Source organism: Caulobacter sp. SSI4214, from assembly GCF_012184455.1.
In the GTDB taxonomy this organism is placed as follows: Bacteria; Pseudomonadota; Alphaproteobacteria; order Caulobacterales; family Caulobacteraceae; genus Caulobacter; species Caulobacter vibrioides_E.
Genome location: NZ_SZWJ01000048.1, coordinates 1 through 17,384, shown reverse-complemented (window position 1 = coordinate 17,384; position 17,384 = coordinate 1). Strand labels below are relative to the sequence as shown.

The following is a 17,384-nucleotide window of genomic DNA, read 5'->3' as shown; positions in this document are numbered from 1 at the left end:
CAAGCCGTTGCTTGTGAAACGGTCTGACGCGTGATCTTCTCCCGCCAACTTGGGGTCGGCGGAATGATTTGACCTGGGGCGCGTCGGGCGAACGTATGAGCGATTTCGCCGTCCGACGCGCTCCAAGGTTTTGCTTCTCGGGCTTTTTCATCGAGTTGGAGGTTATCCAAGCTCGACGGGCCTAGGGGCGGCGTCCCGCTTCTCGTCACGGTTCAAGGTTCGCGTATGAATGTCGTCATCGCCGCGGGGATCCTGGTCACGCTCGTGACCGGCGTGCCCGTCCTCGTCCAGCTGCTGCGCGGCCATCCGCGCGGCCTGATCATCTGTTTCCTGGCCGAGATGTGGGAGCGCTTCTCCTACTACGGCATGAGGGGGCTGCTGATCTTCTATCTAACCCAGCATTTCCTGTTCGACTCGAAGGTCGCCAGCGGCCACTACGGCTCCTACACCTCGCTGGTCTATATCGTTCCGCTGCTGGGCGGCTTCCTGGCCGACCGGTATCTGGGCACCCGCAAGGCCGTCGCGTTCGGCGCGATCCTGCTGGTCGCCGGCCATTTGGCCATGGCGATCGAGGGGCCGCCGGCCACCCAGACCCTGACCTATGGCGGCCATGCCTACGCCTTCCAGGCCGAGGGCCGGGGCGAGGAGCGCGTGGCCAAGATGGTCGTCGCCGGCAAGCCCTACGCGGTCAAAGCCACCGAGACCGGCGACTTCGAGATCAAGGACCTGCCGGCCGGCGCCGGCCTGCCTTCGGTGCTGCCCAAGGGCCAATACAAGCTGGACGTCAAGGACCGCGACCCGACCTATCTCAACATCTTCTGGCTGGCCCTGTCGCTGATCATCGTCGGGGTGGGCTTCATGAAGTCCAATGTCGCCGCCTTGGTCGGGCAGCTCTACCCGCAGGGCGACCCGCGCCGCGATCCGGGCTTCACCCTCTACTACTACGGCATCAATCTGGGCTCGTTCTGGGCGGCCATTCTGTGCGGCATTCTGGGCGTCAACATTGGCTGGTGGGCCGGCTTCGGCGCCGCGGGCCTGGGGATGCTGGCCGGCTTCGTCATCTTCGTGCTGGGCAAGCCCTGGCTGCTGGGCAAGGGCGAGCCGCCGGCGGACGCCAAGCTCAAGGAAAGGGTCGCCGGTCCCGTCACGCGCGAGGTGGTGATCTACGGCGTCTCGCTGCTGGCCGTGGCGGCGGTGTTCCTGCTGGTGCAGTACACGCCGGTGGTGCGAGGCGCGCTGATCGCCGGGATGTTCGGTTCGCTGGCCTACATCCTGTGGTTCGCCTTCGCCAAGGTCGATAAGGTCGAGCGCGAGCGCTTGTTGCTGGTCACGGTGCTGGTGTTGGGCGCGGTGGTGTTCTGGACGCTGTTCGAGCAGGCCGGTTCGTCGCTGAACCTGTTCGCGGCCACCAATGTCGACCTGCTGCTGCTGTCCAAGCCGGCCGAATGGTTCGGCGGCGCGGTGGTGCTCGGCGCTCCCAGTCAACTCGCGGCGGCGGGGATCTCGACCGCCGGCAGGCTGTGGATCAACACCGACCTCAACGCGGCCCAGACCCAGGCCATCCAGGCGGGCTGGATCCTGATCTACGCGCCGGTGTTCGCCGCGATGTGGACCGTGCTGACGCGCAGAGGCGTCAACCCCAGTCCGATGATCAAGTTCGGCCTGTCTCTGATCCAGGTCGGCGGCGGATTCCTGGTCCTGCTGCTCGGCGCCCAGTTCGCCGGCCCCACCTTCAAGATGCCGCTGATCTTCCTGGTCGTGATGTACATGCTGCACACGACCGGCGAGCTCTTCATGTCGCCGGTCGGCTTGTCGCAGATGACCAAGCTGTCTCCGCTGCGCATCGTCTCGTTCGTGATGGCCGTCTGGTACATGGCGCTGGCCATGGCCAACCTGTTCGGCGGCTGGATCGCGGCGATCGCCTCGACCGAGACGATCGCTGGTCAGGTGCTGAATCCGGGCGCGGCCATGGCGCAGGCCCTGCTGGTCTTCAAGGTTATCGGCCTGGCGGCCATCGGCATCGGGGTGCTGTTCCTGCTGCTGGCCCCGGTCCTCAAGAAGTGGTCGCACGGCGCCGACGATGTCGACGCCGGGCCGATCGCCGACTCCACCGTCTCGGGCCAGGCCTAAAGGCCGGGCGCGGGAAAAAACGAAGGGCCCCGGGTGATCCGCCGGGGCCCTTCTCCGAGACGCGGAGGGGCCGCGTCTCACTCCAGGTGGGAACGGCCCTGGCGATGGCTCAAATCGCCAGGGCCGCTTTCCGCTCCTACCCGAAGCTCGTTCGAAGCTTGGCGGACGTCGCGGGTCCGTCCGGTGGTTTGGCGTGTTCCTTTGAAGGGCTTGTGACGGCGTGCGTCGCGGTCGCGCGCAGCGTCGTCCATCCCTCGCGCGCCGTCCCTGGCGCGACCCGCGCAAGTTGACCGCGCGCGGCGGGCGAGGACAGTTACAAGCGCGAAATGTGCATTAAACCTTCGACAGAAACCGACAGTCCGCCCGGATTTGCGAGGCGCGCGGCGGTCGTGGATGTCGAACGGGGAGGGAGGGACGATGACCGACACGATCACGCGGCTGACGGCGGCGGACCTGGTCGGCCCGGCCGGCGAGGCGCTTTTGGCCTTGAACAACGCCCATGCCGAGGAACTGTCCTGGCTGGAGCCCACGCGGCTGGCGCATCTGGTTTCGGAAGCCTTCGTCGCCCGCCGAATCGGCGTCGCCGACGCCTTGCTGCTGACCTTCGACCAAGCGGCCGACTACGACAGCCCCAACTTCCTGTGGTTCCGCGAGCGCTATCCGGCCTTCGTCTATGTCGACCGGGTCGTGGTCGACGACGGCGCGCGGGGCCGGGGGCTGGCGCGGCGGCTCTATGACGACCTGTTCGCCGTCGCCCGGGCGGCGGGCCATGAGCGGATAGTCTGCGAGGTCAATTCCGACCCGCCCAACCCGGCCTCGGAGGCCTTCCACGCCGCGCTAGGGTTCGTCGCGGTGGGGACGGCGAGGATCCACGGCGGGAAGAAGACGGTGACGTACTTGGAGCGGACGCTCGCGACCTAAACCGCCGTGCCGCCGACCGTCAGGCCGGTGATCTTGAGGCTCGGCTGGCCCACGCCGACCGGCACGCCCTGGCCGGCCTTGCCGCAGACGCCGATGCCGGGATCGAAGTCGAAGTCGTCGCCGATCATCGTCACCCGGGTCAGGGCCGAGGGGCCGTCGCCGATCAGGGTCGCGCCCTTGACCGGGGCGGTGATCTTGCCGTCCTCGACCAGATAGGCCTCGGTGCACTGGAAGACGAACTTGCCGTTGGTGATGTCGACCTGGCCGCCGCCGAAATTGGCGCAGTAGAGGCCGCGCTTCATCGAGGCGATCATTTCCCGCGGATCGTCGTTCCCCGCCAGCATCCCGGTATTGGTCATGCGCGGCATCGGCATGTGGGCGTAGGACTGGCGGCGACCATTGCCGGTGGCCTTCATGCCCATCAGGCGCGCGCTCATCCGATCGTGCATGTAGCCGACCAGAACGCCGTCCTCGATCAGAATCGTGCGCTCGGTCGGGGTACCCTCGTCGTCGACGGTCAGGGAGCCTCGGCGGCCGGGGAGGGAGCCGTCGTCGAAGACGGTGACGCCGTTGGCGGCCACGCGCTCGCCGATGCGGCCGGAGAAGGCGCTGATGCCCTTGCGGTTGAAGTCGCCTTCCAGCCCGTGGCCAACCGCTTCGTGCAGCAGCACGCCGTTCCAGCCCGGACCCAGCACCACGTCCATCTCGCCGGCCGGACAGGCGACGGCGTCGAGGTTCACCAGCGCCATGCGCAGGGCCTCGTCGACCTGGTCTCGCCACTTGTCCGGCGAGATCCAGGCGGCGAAACCGGCGCGGCCGCCGGCGCCCGACGAGCCGCTCTCGCGGCGGCCGTCCTTCTCGACGGTGACCTGGACATTGACCCGCACCAGCGGGCGCACGTCGCGGATCAGCCGGCCGTCGGCGCGCAGGATCTCGACCACGCGGCGCTCGCCGGCCAGCGAGGCCATCACCTGCACGACGCGCGGGTCGCGGGCGCGAGCGAAGGCGTCGATCTCCTGAAGCAGGGCGACCTTGTCGGAAAAGTCCGGCGCGCTGACCGGATTGTCCTCGCCGTAAAGCTTCTCGTTGGTGGCGCGGGGACCTTCGGCGAAGACGCCCGCGTGGCCGCGCTTGGCCAGGCTGGCCGAATCGGCCGCGCGGCGGATGGCGGCCTCGCTGATCTCGGCGGCGTGGGCGTAGCCGGCCGTTTCCCCCGCCACGACGCGCAGGCCAAAGCCCTCGCCGCTGTCATAGGCCGCGCTCTTCAGGCGTCCGTCGTCGAAGACGAAGGCTTCGCTCTCGGAGCGCTCGAGGAACAGTTCCCCGTCATCGGCCCCGGCGAGGGCCTCGCCCAGGATCCGCTGGGCGCGTTCGGGATCGACGCCGGCGGCGTCCAGGATGGATGGACCCAACAGTGAAGAGGCGGGGAGCGGTGCGTTCATGAGCCTACAGGTAGGCCTTCCGAACGCGTCCGTCACCCCGCCCCTTTGTCGCGAGCCGTCCGTGGACGTCGTCGCCTTCTAGAAATCGCGCCGCACCTCGCCGGAGCCGGTGATTTCGGTGTCGACGCTCTTGGGCGCGGTGCGCAGTTCGACGTCGCCGCTGCCGGAGATGTCGATCTTGACCTTGCCGGTGGCGAACACCGCGCCGCCGCCGCTGCCGGAGACGTCGACCACGGCGTCCCGGCCCTTCAGATCGGAGAGATCGGCATAGCCCGAGCCGGAATTGTCGACCGAGATCGTCTCGGTCCTGCCCTGGGCGTTGACCCGGCCCGAACCCTCGATCGACACCGACAGGCGCGGCTGGTCGTAGCGGTGGATCTTCAGGTCGCCCGAGCCCTCGACCTCGAACCGGGTCACGGCCGGCGCCACGACCGTCACCTTGACCCTTTCGGCGTCGCTGCGAACTTGCAGGCCGTCGGCGCCGAGGGTCATGGTGGCGCGCTCGACGATGTCCTCGTCGTCCAGCGTCAGCCGGCCGCCCTCGACCCGCATGTGGTCGACATAGGCCTGGGGACCCGAGATCACGACCTTGGCGTCGGCGCCCTGGACGTAGGTGACGTCGACGGGCAGGTCGATCGACAGCGTGTCCTTGCCGGTCCAGGCGAAGGTGCGGTCGACCAGCGCCGGCGCCGGGCCGCCGTGACCCAGGCCGACATGGCGGCCGGTATGGATGACCCTGCCGCCGTCGCGAACGACGATGGTTTCGTCGCCATTGATCGGAATGGTCCAGCCGTTCTTGATGATTTCCGGTCCGGCGACCCAGGCGACGCCGGCGAAGCAGACGACGGCCAGAGCTAGGCTCGCGGCGCCCACGATGAGCGTATTGCGGATCAGCATGTCAGGTCCCCTCCCTTTCGCTCAAACTTGATCGATGGCCGGCTTCAGGAGCCGGAAGTGAAGGCGGCCGTACCAGACCACCAGGTTGAACAGGCCGACCGTCGCGGCGGTCAGCAGCGCCCCCAGGAAGGTGGCCGCGGCCATCAGGCCCAGGCCGATCAGGAACGCGGTGATCGGTCCGCCGGGCGGCGAGGCCAGCGGTCCGACGGCGAAGACGAAGCCGCCGCCGATGAACAGCGCGACCACGGCGACCAGCACTCCGAACAGGGCGCCCAGCACCCCCATCAGCAGCGGCAGCAGGAACATCACGTCCAGCGCCCCCAGGCCCAGCAGGGCGACGATGGCGCCGGCGGCGTTCGACGGGCTCTTCTTCTCTTCCCATTGCCTGAGGCCAGCCTCGGCGCGCAGTTCGCGGGCCAGGCGGTCCGGATCGCCCAAGGCCGCGGCGACCTCGGCCTCGCTGCGGCCGGCGGCCTCGGCGTCGGCGAAGTGCGCCTCGTGATCGGCGACGATGTCGGCTATGGTCGTCACCGGCAGGCCGGCCAGGCCTCGGCGCAGACGTGAAATGAACTCGGCGCGGGTCATGCGGCGGCTCCCACGATGTCGTTGACAGCGTTCGAGAAGGCGGCCCATTCGGCTTTCTGCTGCTCGAAGCTCCGACGGCCCGCGTTGGTCAGGCGGTAATATTTGCGCGGCGGACCGCTCTGGCTTTCCACCAGATAGGTCTCGACCAGCCCATCCGACTGCATGCGGCGCATCAGCGGATAGATCGTCCCTTCCCCCATATCGATGTCCTTCGTCAGCCGGCTGGCGATCTCGTAGGCGTAGCTGTCGGCGCGGGAGAGCAGGGCCAGCACGCAGAGGGCCAGCACCCCCTTTTTCAGTTGAATCTCGATTGTTTCCGGCACGGCGTCTCTTGCCTCCGTTGATGCTCTCTTCTACCGCCAGGTACTGATCACTGCAAGGTACCTATCCATGAACGATACGTAATGACGCGGAGGTCCCATCCGGCGAAATCGTCGCGGTTTTCTAAGAATGATTCTCGACTAGGCGCGCGGGTCTTGGGCAGGCGGGCAATCGCGGGCCACGCGCGCGGTCTCAGCGGCTTGGCAACCGCTGGCGATGCGCGTATGCAGCCGATGGACCAACATGCGGACGGGCTGGCGCCGACGCGCGACTCATTTCGAGGCGCGTCGATCGCAAGGGGGCCGATCGTGTGTCGTAATAAGCAAGTCGGCGCGGCGAGACCTTGAGAAAGGTCAAATCCGCCGAAACGGGCCGTGAGGGAAATGAAGGCGCAATTTTCGGGGATTCGGCGGATCTTGACGGGCGCGTCGGCGCTCGCCGCCACGATGATGTTCGCGGGACATGCTCTCGCCGAGGATCTGCTGGGCCAGCCGACGCCGGGGGCGATCGACCTTCAGCCGGCCGCTTCGGAGCTGAAGCACCACGCGATCTGGTTCCATGACGTGATCCTGCTGCCGATCATCACCGGCATCACCCTGCTGGTGCTGGGCCTGCTGATCTGGATCGTGGTGCGCTACAACAAGAAAGCGAACCCGGTTCCGGCCAAGTTCAGCCACAACACCACGATCGAGATCATCTGGACCCTGGTGCCGGTCCTGATCCTGATGGTCATCGCCATCTTCTCGTTCCGGCTGCTGTTCCACTACAACGACATGCCCAAGCCCTACATGACCGTGAAGGCCACGGGCTATCAGTGGTACTGGGGCTACGAATATCCTGATCAGAAGATCAGCGAGATCGTCTCCCTGCCGCTGTCCAAGGAAGACGCCGACGCCAAGAAGGTCCCGTACCTGCTGGCCGCCGACAAGGCGATGATCGTGCCGGTGGGCAAGGTGGTTCGCGTGCAGGTCACCGGCGCGGACGTCATCCACTCGTTCGCCCTGCCGGCCTTCGGCCTGAAGATCGACGCCATCCCCGGCCGCCTGAACGAAACCTGGTTCAAGGCCGAGAAGACCGGCGTGTTCTACGGCCAGTGCTCGGAGCTCTGCGGCGTCGACCACTCCAACATGCCGATCGAGATCCACGTGGTTTCGCAAGGCGAGTTCGACGCCTGGGTGAAGTCGAAGGCCGCGCCGGCCGCCGCGCCCGCGGCTCCCGCCGCCGCCGCTCCGGCCGCGACTCCCGTCTCGGCTCCGGCCGCTCCCGTTTCCGCTCCGGCCGCGGCGAAAGCCGCGCCGGCGGTCTAGAACGCTCGTTAGGATAACAGTCCGATGGCTCACGCCGCAGACACTCACGGCCACGGCGGTCACGACGACGCCGACCACAAGCCGCCCTTCTTCCAGCGCTGGTTCTTCTCGACGAACCACAAGGATATCGGCACACTCTACATCCTGTTCGCCATCATGGCGGGCATTGTCGGCGGGGCCCTGTCGGGCCTGATCCGCTGGGAGCTGATGAACCCCGGCATCCAGATCTTCCGTCCGGACTCGCCGATCCACCTGATGGGTCTCGTCGAGCAGACCAAGCACGGCTACAACGCCGTGGTCACCGCCCACGCCCTGATCATGATCTTCTTCATGGTCATGCCGGCGATGATCGGCGGTTACGGCAACTGGTTCGTCCCGATCATGATCGGCGCGCCGGACATGGCCTTCCCGCGGATGAACAACATCTCATTCTGGCTTCTGTGCGCCGCCTGGGTGCTGCTGGTGACGTCGATGTTCACGCCCGGCGGTCCCGGCCAAGGCTTCGGCGGCGGCTGGACGATCTATCCGCCGCTGTCGACGATCGGCCACAAGGGCCCGGCCATGGACCTGGCCATCCTGGCCCTCCACCTGGCCGGCGCCTCGTCGATCCTCGGCGCGATCAACTTCATCACCACGATCTTCAACATGCGCGCGCCGGGCATGACCCTGCACCGTATGCCGCTGTTCGCCTGGTCGGTGCTGATCACCGCCTTCCTGCTGCTGCTGTCGCTGCCCGTCCTGGCCGGCGCCATCACCATGCTGCTGACCGATCGCAACTTCGGCACGCACTTCTTCGACCCGGCCGCCGGCGGCGACCCCGTTATGTTCCAGCACCTGTTCTGGTTCTTCGGTCACCCGGAAGTGTACATCCTGATCCTGCCGGGCTTCGGCATCATCAGCCACATCGTCTCGACCTTCTCCAAGAAGCCGGTCTTCGGCTACCTGGCGATGGCCTACGCGATGGTCGCCATCGGCTTCGTCGGCTTCGTGGTGTGGGCTCACCACATGTACACGGTCGGCATGAGCATCAACCTGCGCGCCTATTTCGTGGCCGCGACGATGATCATCGCCGTCCCGACCGGCGTGAAGATCTTCAGCTGGATCGCCACGATGTGGGGCGGTTCGCTGGACTTCAAGACGCCGATGCTGTGGGCGATCGGCTTCATCTTCCTGTTCACCGTCGGCGGCGTCACCGGCGTGGTCCTGTCGAACGCCGGCATCGACTACAGCCTGCACGACACCTACTACGTGGTGGCGCACTTCCACTACGTGCTGTCGCTGGGCGCGGTGTTCGCCATCTTCGGGGCCTTCTACTACTGGTTCGAGAAGATGTGGGGCGTGAAGTACAACGAGTTCCTCGGCTGCGTTCACTTCTGGGTCATGTTCGTCGGCGTGAACCTGATCTTCTTCCCGCAGCACTTCCTGGGCCTCCAAGGCATGCCGCGTCGCTACGTCGACTATCCGGAAGCCTTCGCGAAGTGGAACTACGTCTCGTCGGTCGGTTACATGATCACGGTGGTCGGCGTCGCCGTCTTCCTGATCGTGCTGATCGAAGCCGCCATTCGTCGCCGCAAGGCCGAGGCCAACCCGTGGGGCGAAGGCGCCACCACGCTGGAATGGACCCTGTCCTCGCCGCCGCCGTTCCACCAATTCAGCGAACCGCCCGTGATCAAGGAAGACGGCCACCACTAAGGCTCGTCCTCCGGATCGGATCCTAAGCCTGGGGGCGCGGTCGAGACCCGAAAGGTCATGACCGCGCCCCTTCGCCCATTGAAGACCGGTATATTCAAGCTTCCATGTCGAAGACCGCCGCCATGACTCCGGACAGCATCTCGCCGGATGCCCCGCGTTCCGACGCGATCCAGGCCGCCCGCTGGCAGGACTACTTCCAGCTGATGAAGCCGCGCGTCATGTCGCTGGTCGTGTTCACCGGCCTGACCGGCCTGCTGGCCGCCCGCGCGCCGGTGCATCCGCTGCTGGGCGCCGTGGCCGTGCTGTGCATCGCCATCGGGGCGGGGGCCTCGGGGGCCCTGAACATGTGGTACGACGCCGACATCGACCGCCAGATGCGCCGCACGCGCGGCCGCCCGGTCCCGGCCGGCAAGGTCAAGGGCGAGGAAGCCGCCACCCTGGGCGTGGTGCTCAGCCTACTGTCGGTGATGTTCCTGGGCTTCGCGGTCAACTGGTTCGCCGCGGGCCTTCTGGCCTTCACCATCGTCTTCTACGCCGTCGTCTACACGATGTGGCTCAAGCGCTGGACGGCGCAGAACATCGTCATCGGCGGCCTGGCCGGCGCCCTGCCGCCCGCCATCGGCTGGGCCGCGGCCACCGGCCACGCGCCGTTGAACGCCTGGCTGATGGTGGCGATCATCTTCTTCTGGACCCCGCCGCACTTCTGGGCGCTGTCGCTGTACGTCACCACCGACTACGCCAAGGCCGGCGTGCCGATGCTGCCGGTGGTCAAGGGCGCCAAGGAAACGCGGAAGCAGATCCTGATCTACAGCCTGATCCTGATCCCGATCTGCCTGTCGCCGGTGCTGACGGGCCTGGGCGGTCCGATCTATCTGGCCGTCGCGGCCCTCGGGGGAGCGGTGTTCCTGGTCCTGGCCTGGCGGGTGTTCGCCAGCAAGGCCGGCGACGCGGCCGATCCGCGCGTCACCGATCGCGCCCTCTACGAGGTCGACGAGGACGAGCACGCCGCCGGCGCCAAGGCCGCCCGCAATCTGTTCGCCTTCTCGATCCTCTATCTGTTCGCCCTGTTCGCCGCCCTGTTGGGCGAGGCTGTCGCGGGCGTTCCCGCCCTGGAGCTGCTGAAGTGAATCAACCCGTCGACGACAGGGCGGCGCGGGACGCGGCCGCCAAGGCCCGAAATGGCCGCAACATCGCCATCGGCCTGGGGCTGGCTGCGTTCGTGGTCCTGGTGTTCATCGTCACCCTCGTGAGGCTCGGCGCCAATGTCGCCCAACCGCACCCCTAAGGACGGCCTGACGCCGCGGGAGGTCGCCGCCCGTCGCAACGGCAAGGTGGCCCTGATCTGCGCGGTCACCTTCTTCGGCATGGTCGGCGCGGCCTACGCCGCCGTGCCGCTATACAAGCTGTTCTGCCAGGCGACGGGCTTCGACGGCACGGTGCGCAAGGCCGTGGCCAAGCCGACCCGGATCCTGGACCGCAAGGTCACCATCCGCTTCGACGCGAACCTCCGCGACCTGCCCTGGGAATTCCAAACCCTGCAGGCCAGCCAGGACGTCCGCATCGGCGACACGGGCCTGGCCTTCTTCAAGGTCACCAACCCGACCGACAAGCCCCAGACGGGGCGGGCGCTGTACAATGTGGTGCCCGAGTCGGCCGGACCCTATTTCCAGAAGCTGGAGTGCTTCTGCTTCTCGAACCAGACGATCCAGCCCCACCAGACGGTCGAGTTCCCGGTCGTCTACTTCGTTGATCCCAAGTTCGCCGACGATCCGGAGACCCAAGGCAAGAACGAGATCACGCTCAGCTACACCTTCTTCCCGGCCGTCGAGGACGCGAAGAAGGCGAAAGTCGCGGCCGAAGCGCCGCCTCGCATCGTGGAACCCCTTGGCGGCGCACCGTCGAGAGGGCTATAGCGTTTAACAACGATCACGGCGCTGGGGGGAAACCTGCGACCGTGGCCTGAGGGATATAAGGGTAAGCAGCAACATGGCCGGCGCCGTCAAACACGACTACCACATCCTTCCGCCCAGCCCCTGGCCGTTCGTCGGCTCGGCCGCCGCGACCGTCATGGCGATCGGCCTTATCGGCTGGATCAAGGGCGGCGTGCTCGGCATCGAGAAGGGCAACTGGGCCATCTTCGCCGCCGGCGTCGCGGGCGTGCTCTACACCATGTTCGGCTGGTGGTCGGACGTGGCCAAGGAAGCCAAGGCCGGCGACCACACCCCGGTCGTCTCGATCGGCCTGCGCTACGGCATGATCCTGTTCATCGCCTCGGAAGTGATGTTCTTCGTGGCGTGGTTCTGGATGTTCTTCGAGATGGCGCTGTTCCATCATCACCGCACCCTGTCGGCGATCGAGGAAGTCCGCACCGCCTGGGCCACCTGGCCGCCGGCCGGCGTCGAGACCGTCTCGCCCTGGCACCTGCCGCTGGTCAACACCCTGACCCTGCTGCTCTCGGGCACGACCGTGACCTGGGCCCACCACGCCCTGCAGACCGGCGACCGCAAGGGCGCCCAGTGGGGCCTGATCCTGACCATCCTGCTCGGCGCGCTGTTCACGACCATCCAGGTCTATGAGTACAGCCACATCAACCACGAGCACCTGTTCTACTCGGAAGCCGCCGCCAACTCGGGCCTCTACGGCTCGACCTTCTTCCTGGCCACCGGCTTCCACGGCTTCCACGTGTTCGTCGGCACGGTCTTCCTGATCGTCTGCCTGATCCGCCTGATGAACGGCGCCTTCACGCCCAAGCAGCACTTCGGCTTCGAGGCGGCCGCCTGGTACTGGCACTTCGTGGACGTGGTCTGGCTGTTCCTGTTCGCGTTCATCTACGTGATCTTCGGGGCCTCGGCCCACTAGATCGAGAGATCCCAAGGGGCCCGGAACGCCAGACAGCGTTCCGGGCCTTTTTCGTTTCAAGGCCTCGTTTCCATGACCAAGATCAATCCCTACGCCGCCGGCGCGCGCGGCCTCTGCCCCCAGTGCGGCGAGGGCCACCTGTTCGAGGGTTTCCTGAAGGTGGCCCCCTTCTGCGAGGCCTGCGGCTTCGAGCTGGGCAAGTACGAGACCGGCGACGGCGCGGCGACCTTCGTGATCCTGATCGCCGGGACGATCTGCGCGTTCGGGGCGCTGTTTTCGATGTTCGCCTGGAACTGGCCGGTCTGGGCGCTGCTGATCGTCTGGCTGCCGGCGGTGTTCGTCATCACCCTGGGCCTGATGCGCCCCGCTAAGGGACTGATGGTGGCCGCCCAGGCCGCTCAGAAGGCCTCGGAAGCGGGGCGCGGCGATGTCTGAGGCCCCGGCCTCCGGCGCGCGCGCCTTTCCGATCGGTCTGACGATCGCGACGGCCATCGCCTTCCTGATCCTCTGCGGCCTCGGAACCTGGCAGATCCAGCGGCTGCACTGGAAGGAAGGCATCCTCGCGCGCATCGAAAAGCTGAAGACCGCGCCGGCCCTGCCGCTGGTCCAGGTTCTCACCGCCGAGGCCCGGCCCGACGACCTGGCCTGGACGCGGGTCAGCGTCGATTGCGGCGATGTCGCGGGCCCGGCCCTGCCGCTGGTCTATGGCGTGCGCGGCGGCGATGTCGTCTGGCGCGCCCAGGCCCCGTGCGCGGTGCTCGCCGGTCCTTACAACATGATCCTGGTCGATCGCGGCGTCGCGCCCGACCTGACCGGCCAGGTCGCTCCGCCGCCCCGCGCCTTCGACGCCCCCCGGCGCGTGGTCGGCGTCCTGACCCCGATCAAGCAGCTGGGCGGCGATCGTGGCGAGATCCTCAAGCGCTTTCCTGGCCGCAAGCCCGCGCCGCTGGTGCTGATGGCCGAGCAGGAAACCCCCGCCGTCGCCGGGATCACCCCCGCGCCGCTGCCGGTAGAAATTTCCAATCGGCACCTGGAATACGCTCTGACGTGGTTCGGTCTTGCCGTAACCCTGCTGTTTATCTATGCCGCCATGCTCTGGCGGAGATTGAGACCCTGATGCGTTACGTGTCGACCCGCGGCCAGTCCGCGTCCATCGGCTTCCTGGATGCGGTGCTGGCCGGCCTGGCCCCCGACGGCGGCCTGTACGTGCCCTCCGAGTGGCCGCGGTTCACCTCCGCCGAGATCGCCGCGTTCGCGGGCAAACCCTACGCCCAAGTCGCCGCCGCCGTGGTCGGCAAGTTCGTCGGCGACGACATTCCGGCGGGCGACCTGCTGACGATGTGCGAGGAGGCCTACGCCACCTTCGCCCACACCGCCGTCGTCCCGGTCAAGCAGTTGACCCCGAACCGCTACCTGCTGGAGCTGTTCCACGGCCCGACCCTGGCGTTCAAGGACGTGGCGATGCAGTTGCTGGGGCGGCTGTATGACTATGTGCTGGAGCGCCAGTCGCGGAAGATGACCATCATCTGCGCCACCTCGGGCGACACGGGCGGTGCGGCCGTCGAGGCCTTCCGGGGCCGCAAGAACGCCCGCATCGTCGCCCTCTTCCCCGAGGGCCGCATCAGCGAGGTGCAGCGCCGGTTCATGACCACGGCGACCGACGCAAACGTCGCCTGCATCTCGGTGCTGGGGTCGTTCGACGACTGCCAGGCGATCGTCAAGCAGGCCTTCCAGGACGACCAGTTCCGCCACGCGGTCGACCTGTCGGGGGTCAACTCGATCAACTGGGCGCGGATCGCGGCCCAGAGCGTCTATTACTTCACCGCCGCCGTGGCCCTGGGCGCGCCCAGCCGCGAGGTGGCTTTCGTCGTGCCGACCGGCAATTTCGGCGACGCCTACGCGGCTTTCGTGGCCAAGACGATGGGTCTGCCGATCCATTCGGTCACGGCCGCCACCAATTCCAACGACATCCTGGCGCGCGCCTTCGAGACCGGCCGCTATGCGCGCGGCGCGGTGGCGGCCACTCAGAGCCCCGCCATGGACATTCAGGTCGCCAGCAATTTCGAGCGCCTGTATTTCGAAGCCGTCCGTCGCGACGGCGTCGAGACCGGCCGCGCCTTCCGCGCCTTCGCCGACACGGGCCTGCTGGACATCCCGCCGGGCGCCCACGCCTGGATGCGCGAGCTCTTCCGCGGCGCGTCGGTCAGCGAGGCCGACACGGCCAAGACCATGCTTTCGACGCTGAACGAGACCGGCGAGATCGTCGATCCCCATACGGCCGTTGGGCTGGCGGCGGCGCAGGGCTTGCGTTTGGACTCGTCGATCCCGGTCGTCGTGCTGTCGACCGCCCATCCCGCCAAGTTCCCCGAGGCGGTGCAGGCGGCCACCGGCCTGCTGCCGAGCACGCCGCGCGCGACGCCGGACCTCTCCAGGAAGCCCGAAAAGTTCGAGCGCCTCCCGGCCGACGGCGCGTCGGTGAAGGCCTTCGTGCGGACCTTCGCGGCCAATAGCTGAAGCCAGACTGGTGTTTAGCGGCGTGAGGCACTAGATACCGCGCCTCATGACCGCGATCCTCCGCACCCTGCCCAATGGCGTCCGCGTCGTCTGCGACCCGATGCCGGGTCTCGAAACCCTGGCCCTGACCGTCGTGGCGGGGCGCGGCGCCGCCTACGAGGATCCGGCGCGCTCGGGCTGGTCGCACCTTCTGGAACACATGGTGTTCAAGGGCGCGGGCCAGCGTTCGGCCCGCGACATCGTCGAGGTCATCGAGAGCGAGGGCGGCTCGATCAACGCCGCGACGGGCTATGAGCGCACCAGCTTCCAGGTGCGGGCGCTGAAGGGCGGGCTGGATCTGGGCATGGACGTCGCCGCCGACCTCGTGCGACGCCCGACGCTGGATCCCGCCGACCTGACCCGCGAGAAGCAGGTCGTCGCGCAGGAGATCGCCGAGGCCGCCGACGCGCCCGACGACTATGTCTTCGACCTGATCCAGCGCGCCAGCTGGGGCGATCATCCGGTGGGCCGTCCGATCCTGGGCACGGCCGAGACCGTCGAGGCCGCCTCTGTCGAGGCGCTGGGCGACTGGCGCGCGGCGCTCTATGCCGCCGACCGCCTGGTCGTCAGCGCCACCGGCGCGGTCGAGGAGGCCGAGCTGATGGCCGCCGCCGAGCGGGCCTTCGGCGACCTGCCCGCCACGCCGGGCGCGCCTGTCCCCGAGGCCGCCGCCTTCGTGGGCGGCCCCCAGGCCGAGGCGCGCAAGCTGGAGCAGGCGCATCTGGTCTTCATGCTGCCGGCCTGCGGTTCGCGCGACCAAGACTATTTCGCCCTGCGGATCTTCGCCGAGTGCCTGGGCGGCGGCATGTCCTCGCGGCTGTTCCAGGAGGCGCGCGAGAAGCGCGGCCTCGCCTACAACATCGACGCCTACGCCGACACCTATGCCGACCACGGGGCTCTGGGGATCTATGCCGGCTGCGCGGCGGGCGACGCCGTCGAGACGGCGAAGGTCTGCGCCGGCGAGATCGCCAAGCTGGTCGAGCGCATCGAGCCGGCCGAACTGGCCCGGGCCAAGGCCCAGCTGAAGGCGCACATGTTCATGGCGCGCGAACAGCCCCTGTCTCGCGCCGAGCAGGGCGCCGGCCAAGTGCTGCTGTTCGATCGGCTGTACGCCCCGGCCGAGCTGGCCGCCGAGGTCGACGCGGTGACGCCCGCCGACGTCGCGCGGCTGGGCGGGCGACTGCTGTCCGGCAAGGCCGCCACCGCCGTGCTCGGCGCCAAGTCGGCCCTGAAGGCCGGCGAGGCCTTCGACAAGGCGTTGTTCCAGGCGGCGTGAGCGTTAAAGGTGGCGCGGTGAAGCAAACAGAGTCTGGTGCGTATCCGCCTTGCTGTCGTTCCTAAAGCCCCGTCCCCCGCCGCGGCTGCTGGGGCGCAAGGTCTATCTGCGGCCGCCGCGTCCGCATGACCATAAGCCGTGGGCGGCGCTGCGCCTGGCGTCGCGTGATTTTCTGGAGCCTTGGGAGCCGACATGGCCCGAAGGCGATCTGACGCGCCCGGCGTTCCGCGCCCGCCTCGCCGCCTATGCTCGCGAGATGGAGCTCGGCGAGGCCTATCCGTTTTTCATCTTCCGCCAGGAAGACGACGCCCTGGTCGGGGCCGTGCGTCTGTTCCACGTGCGGCGCGGCGTCGCCCAGACCGGGACCATCGGCTATTGGGCCGGGCAGCCGTTCGCGCGCCAGGGCTATATGCGGGACGCGGTCGAGACCCTGATCCGCTTCGCCTTCCAGGGCCTGAACCTGCATCGGCTGGAGGCGGCGTGCATGCCGGAGAACGACGCCTCGGCCAACCTGTTGGTGAAATGCGGGTTTTCGGAAGAGGGATACGCCCGCGCTTATTTGAAAATTAACGGCGATTGGCGAGATCATCGTCTGTTCGGCCTGATCGCGCCCGAGTAAGCGCTGTGGATCGGGCTCGACGCGGTTGGGACGGGCATGTCTTTCAAGACGGGCGAACGACGGATCTGGGACACGACGGCGACGCTGGAGGCGTTGAGCGGCGCCGACGTCGCCCTGTGGATCTGGGAGCCCGAGGCCGACCGCCTGCGTCTCAACGGCGCCGCCCGCGCCCTGGGCCTGGGCCCGCTGGCCCCCGAATGCTCCTCCGCCGCCTTCCGCGCCCTGGCCCTGCCGCAGGACCGCGCCCAGGCCGAGGAGGTCCTCAGGCCGCGTGAGCCCGGTTGCGAGGTCGTCGCCCGGTTCCGCGTGCGCGGCGGCGAGACCTGCCTGTGGCGCGGCGTCTGGCTGGAAGAAGGCGTCCGCGCCGCTGGCGTCGTCGCCCCCGAAACCAAATTCTCGGCCTCCGAGCGCTGCGGCCTGACCGGCCTTCTGGATCGTCGCAGTTTCATCGCCCGGGCTCGCGAGCGGTTGTCGCGCGACGGCGTGCATGAGCTGGTCGTCGCCGACCTAGACCGGCTGCGCCGTCTCAATGAGGCCCTGGGCCACGAGCGCGCGGATCTGGTGCTGGCGGCGCTTGGGTCGCGCCTGGCCGCCGCCTTCCCCTCGGACGCCATCCTGGGCCGCATCGGCGAGGACGAGTTCGCCGTGCTTTGCGAGCCGAGGGGCTACGAGCCCGCCTCGGTGTTGCGCGACTCGCTGGAGCAGCCGCTGCGCATCGCGGGCTTCGACATTCACCCGACCCTGTCGGTTGGCGCCGTTTCGGTCGAGGGCGGCCAGGACGC

Annotated in this window: 18 protein-coding genes; 14 read left to right on the top strand and 4 right to left on the bottom strand. The window is 67.9% G+C overall.

Annotated elements, in window-relative coordinates:
* Positions 1 to 225 precede the first annotated feature (225 nt).
* Together FCU40_RS14500 and FCU40_RS14495 are read left to right on the top strand one after the other, a co-directional pair.
* The gene (locus FCU40_RS14500; RefSeq protein WP_168075825.1) at positions 226 to 2,130 is read left to right on the top strand and encodes an oligopeptide:H+ symporter; all 1,905 of its coding nucleotides are present in this window, start codon (positions 226 to 228) and stop codon (positions 2,128 to 2,130) included.
* 417 nt (positions 2,131 to 2,547) lie between these two features.
* Positions 2,548 to 3,051, top strand: coding sequence for a GNAT family N-acetyltransferase (locus FCU40_RS14495; protein WP_168075824.1), 504 nt, complete (start codon positions 2,548 to 2,550; stop codon positions 3,049 to 3,051).
* Here FCU40_RS14495 and tldD read toward each other — a convergent pair.
* From tldD to FCU40_RS14475, 4 genes are all read right to left on the bottom strand, one after another.
* Complete coding sequence (gene tldD, locus FCU40_RS14490; RefSeq protein ID WP_168075823.1) at positions 3,048 to 4,493, bottom strand: metalloprotease TldD; 1,446 nt, start codon at positions 4,491 to 4,493, stop codon at positions 3,048 to 3,050. The genes FCU40_RS14495 and tldD overlap by 4 nt on opposite strands.
* Positions 4,494 to 4,571: 78 nt before the next feature.
* Entirely contained in the window at positions 4,572 to 5,390 is an 819-nt protein-coding gene (locus FCU40_RS14485) for a DUF2807 domain-containing protein (RefSeq protein WP_168075822.1), read from the bottom strand.
* A gap of 21 nt (positions 5,391 to 5,411) precedes the next feature.
* Positions 5,412 to 5,975, bottom strand: coding sequence for a DUF1700 domain-containing protein (locus FCU40_RS14480; protein ID WP_004623362.1), 564 nt, complete (start codon positions 5,973 to 5,975; stop codon positions 5,412 to 5,414).
* The gene (locus FCU40_RS14475) at positions 5,972 to 6,298 is read right to left on the bottom strand and encodes a PadR family transcriptional regulator (RefSeq protein WP_004623364.1); all 327 of its coding nucleotides are present in this window, start codon (positions 6,296 to 6,298) and stop codon (positions 5,972 to 5,974) included. Before FCU40_RS14475 ends, FCU40_RS14480 begins: the two co-directional genes overlap by 4 nt.
* 381 nt (positions 6,299 to 6,679) lie before the next feature.
* On the opposite strand from FCU40_RS14475, the gene coxB reads away from it, so the two are divergent.
* From coxB to FCU40_RS14415, 12 genes are all read left to right on the top strand, one after another.
* On the top strand, positions 6,680 to 7,603 hold the full coding sequence (coxB, locus tag FCU40_RS14470) for a cytochrome c oxidase subunit II (protein WP_168075821.1): 924 nt from the start codon (positions 6,680 to 6,682) through the stop codon (positions 7,601 to 7,603).
* A 24-nt stretch (positions 7,604 to 7,627) separates the two neighbouring features.
* Positions 7,628 to 9,295, top strand: a complete 1,668-nt coding sequence (gene ctaD, locus FCU40_RS14465; protein ID WP_004623368.1) for a cytochrome c oxidase subunit I — start codon at positions 7,628 to 7,630, stop codon at positions 9,293 to 9,295.
* A 104-nt stretch (positions 9,296 to 9,399) separates the two neighbouring features.
* Positions 9,400 to 10,422, top strand: coding sequence for a heme o synthase (gene cyoE / locus FCU40_RS14460; protein ID WP_168075820.1), 1,023 nt, complete (start codon positions 9,400 to 9,402; stop codon positions 10,420 to 10,422).
* Positions 10,419 to 10,580, top strand: coding sequence for a hypothetical protein (locus FCU40_RS14455; protein ID WP_168075818.1), 162 nt, complete (start codon positions 10,419 to 10,421; stop codon positions 10,578 to 10,580). Before cyoE ends, FCU40_RS14455 begins: the two co-directional genes overlap by 4 nt.
* Positions 10,558 to 11,208, top strand: coding sequence for a cytochrome c oxidase assembly protein (locus FCU40_RS14450; protein ID WP_168075816.1), 651 nt, complete (start codon positions 10,558 to 10,560; stop codon positions 11,206 to 11,208). The genes FCU40_RS14455 and FCU40_RS14450 overlap by 23 nt, the downstream gene beginning before the upstream one ends.
* A 73-nt stretch (positions 11,209 to 11,281) precedes the next feature.
* Positions 11,282 to 12,154: a cytochrome c oxidase subunit 3 gene (locus FCU40_RS14445; protein WP_004623373.1), complete on the top strand. Its 873-nt coding sequence runs from the start codon at positions 11,282 to 11,284 to the stop codon at positions 12,152 to 12,154.
* Between the two features lie 72 nt (positions 12,155 to 12,226).
* On the top strand, positions 12,227 to 12,589 hold the full coding sequence (locus tag FCU40_RS14440; protein WP_004623374.1) for a DUF983 domain-containing protein: 363 nt from the start codon (positions 12,227 to 12,229) through the stop codon (positions 12,587 to 12,589).
* Complete coding sequence (locus tag FCU40_RS14435) at positions 12,582 to 13,271, top strand: SURF1 family cytochrome oxidase biogenesis protein (protein WP_168075814.1); 690 nt, start codon at positions 12,582 to 12,584, stop codon at positions 13,269 to 13,271. Before FCU40_RS14440 ends, FCU40_RS14435 begins: the two co-directional genes overlap by 8 nt.
* Positions 13,271 to 14,668, top strand: a complete 1,398-nt coding sequence (gene thrC, locus FCU40_RS14430; RefSeq protein ID WP_168075812.1) for a threonine synthase — start codon at positions 13,271 to 13,273, stop codon at positions 14,666 to 14,668. Before FCU40_RS14435 ends, thrC begins: the two co-directional genes overlap by 1 nt.
* Positions 14,669 to 14,714: 46 nt before the next feature.
* Positions 14,715 to 15,983 carry a pitrilysin family protein gene (locus tag FCU40_RS14425; RefSeq protein ID WP_168075810.1) on the top strand — a complete coding sequence of 423 codons (1,269 nt, stop codon included), beginning with the start codon at positions 14,715 to 14,717 and terminating at the stop codon, positions 15,981 to 15,983.
* Between the two features lie 49 nt (positions 15,984 to 16,032).
* Positions 16,033 to 16,602: a GNAT family protein gene (locus FCU40_RS14420; protein WP_168075808.1), complete on the top strand. Its 570-nt coding sequence runs from the start codon at positions 16,033 to 16,035 to the stop codon at positions 16,600 to 16,602.
* 36 nt (positions 16,603 to 16,638) lie between these two features.
* The coding region (locus FCU40_RS14415) for a GGDEF domain-containing protein (protein ID WP_168075806.1) at positions 16,639 to 17,384 on the top strand (746 nt) is incomplete at its 3' end.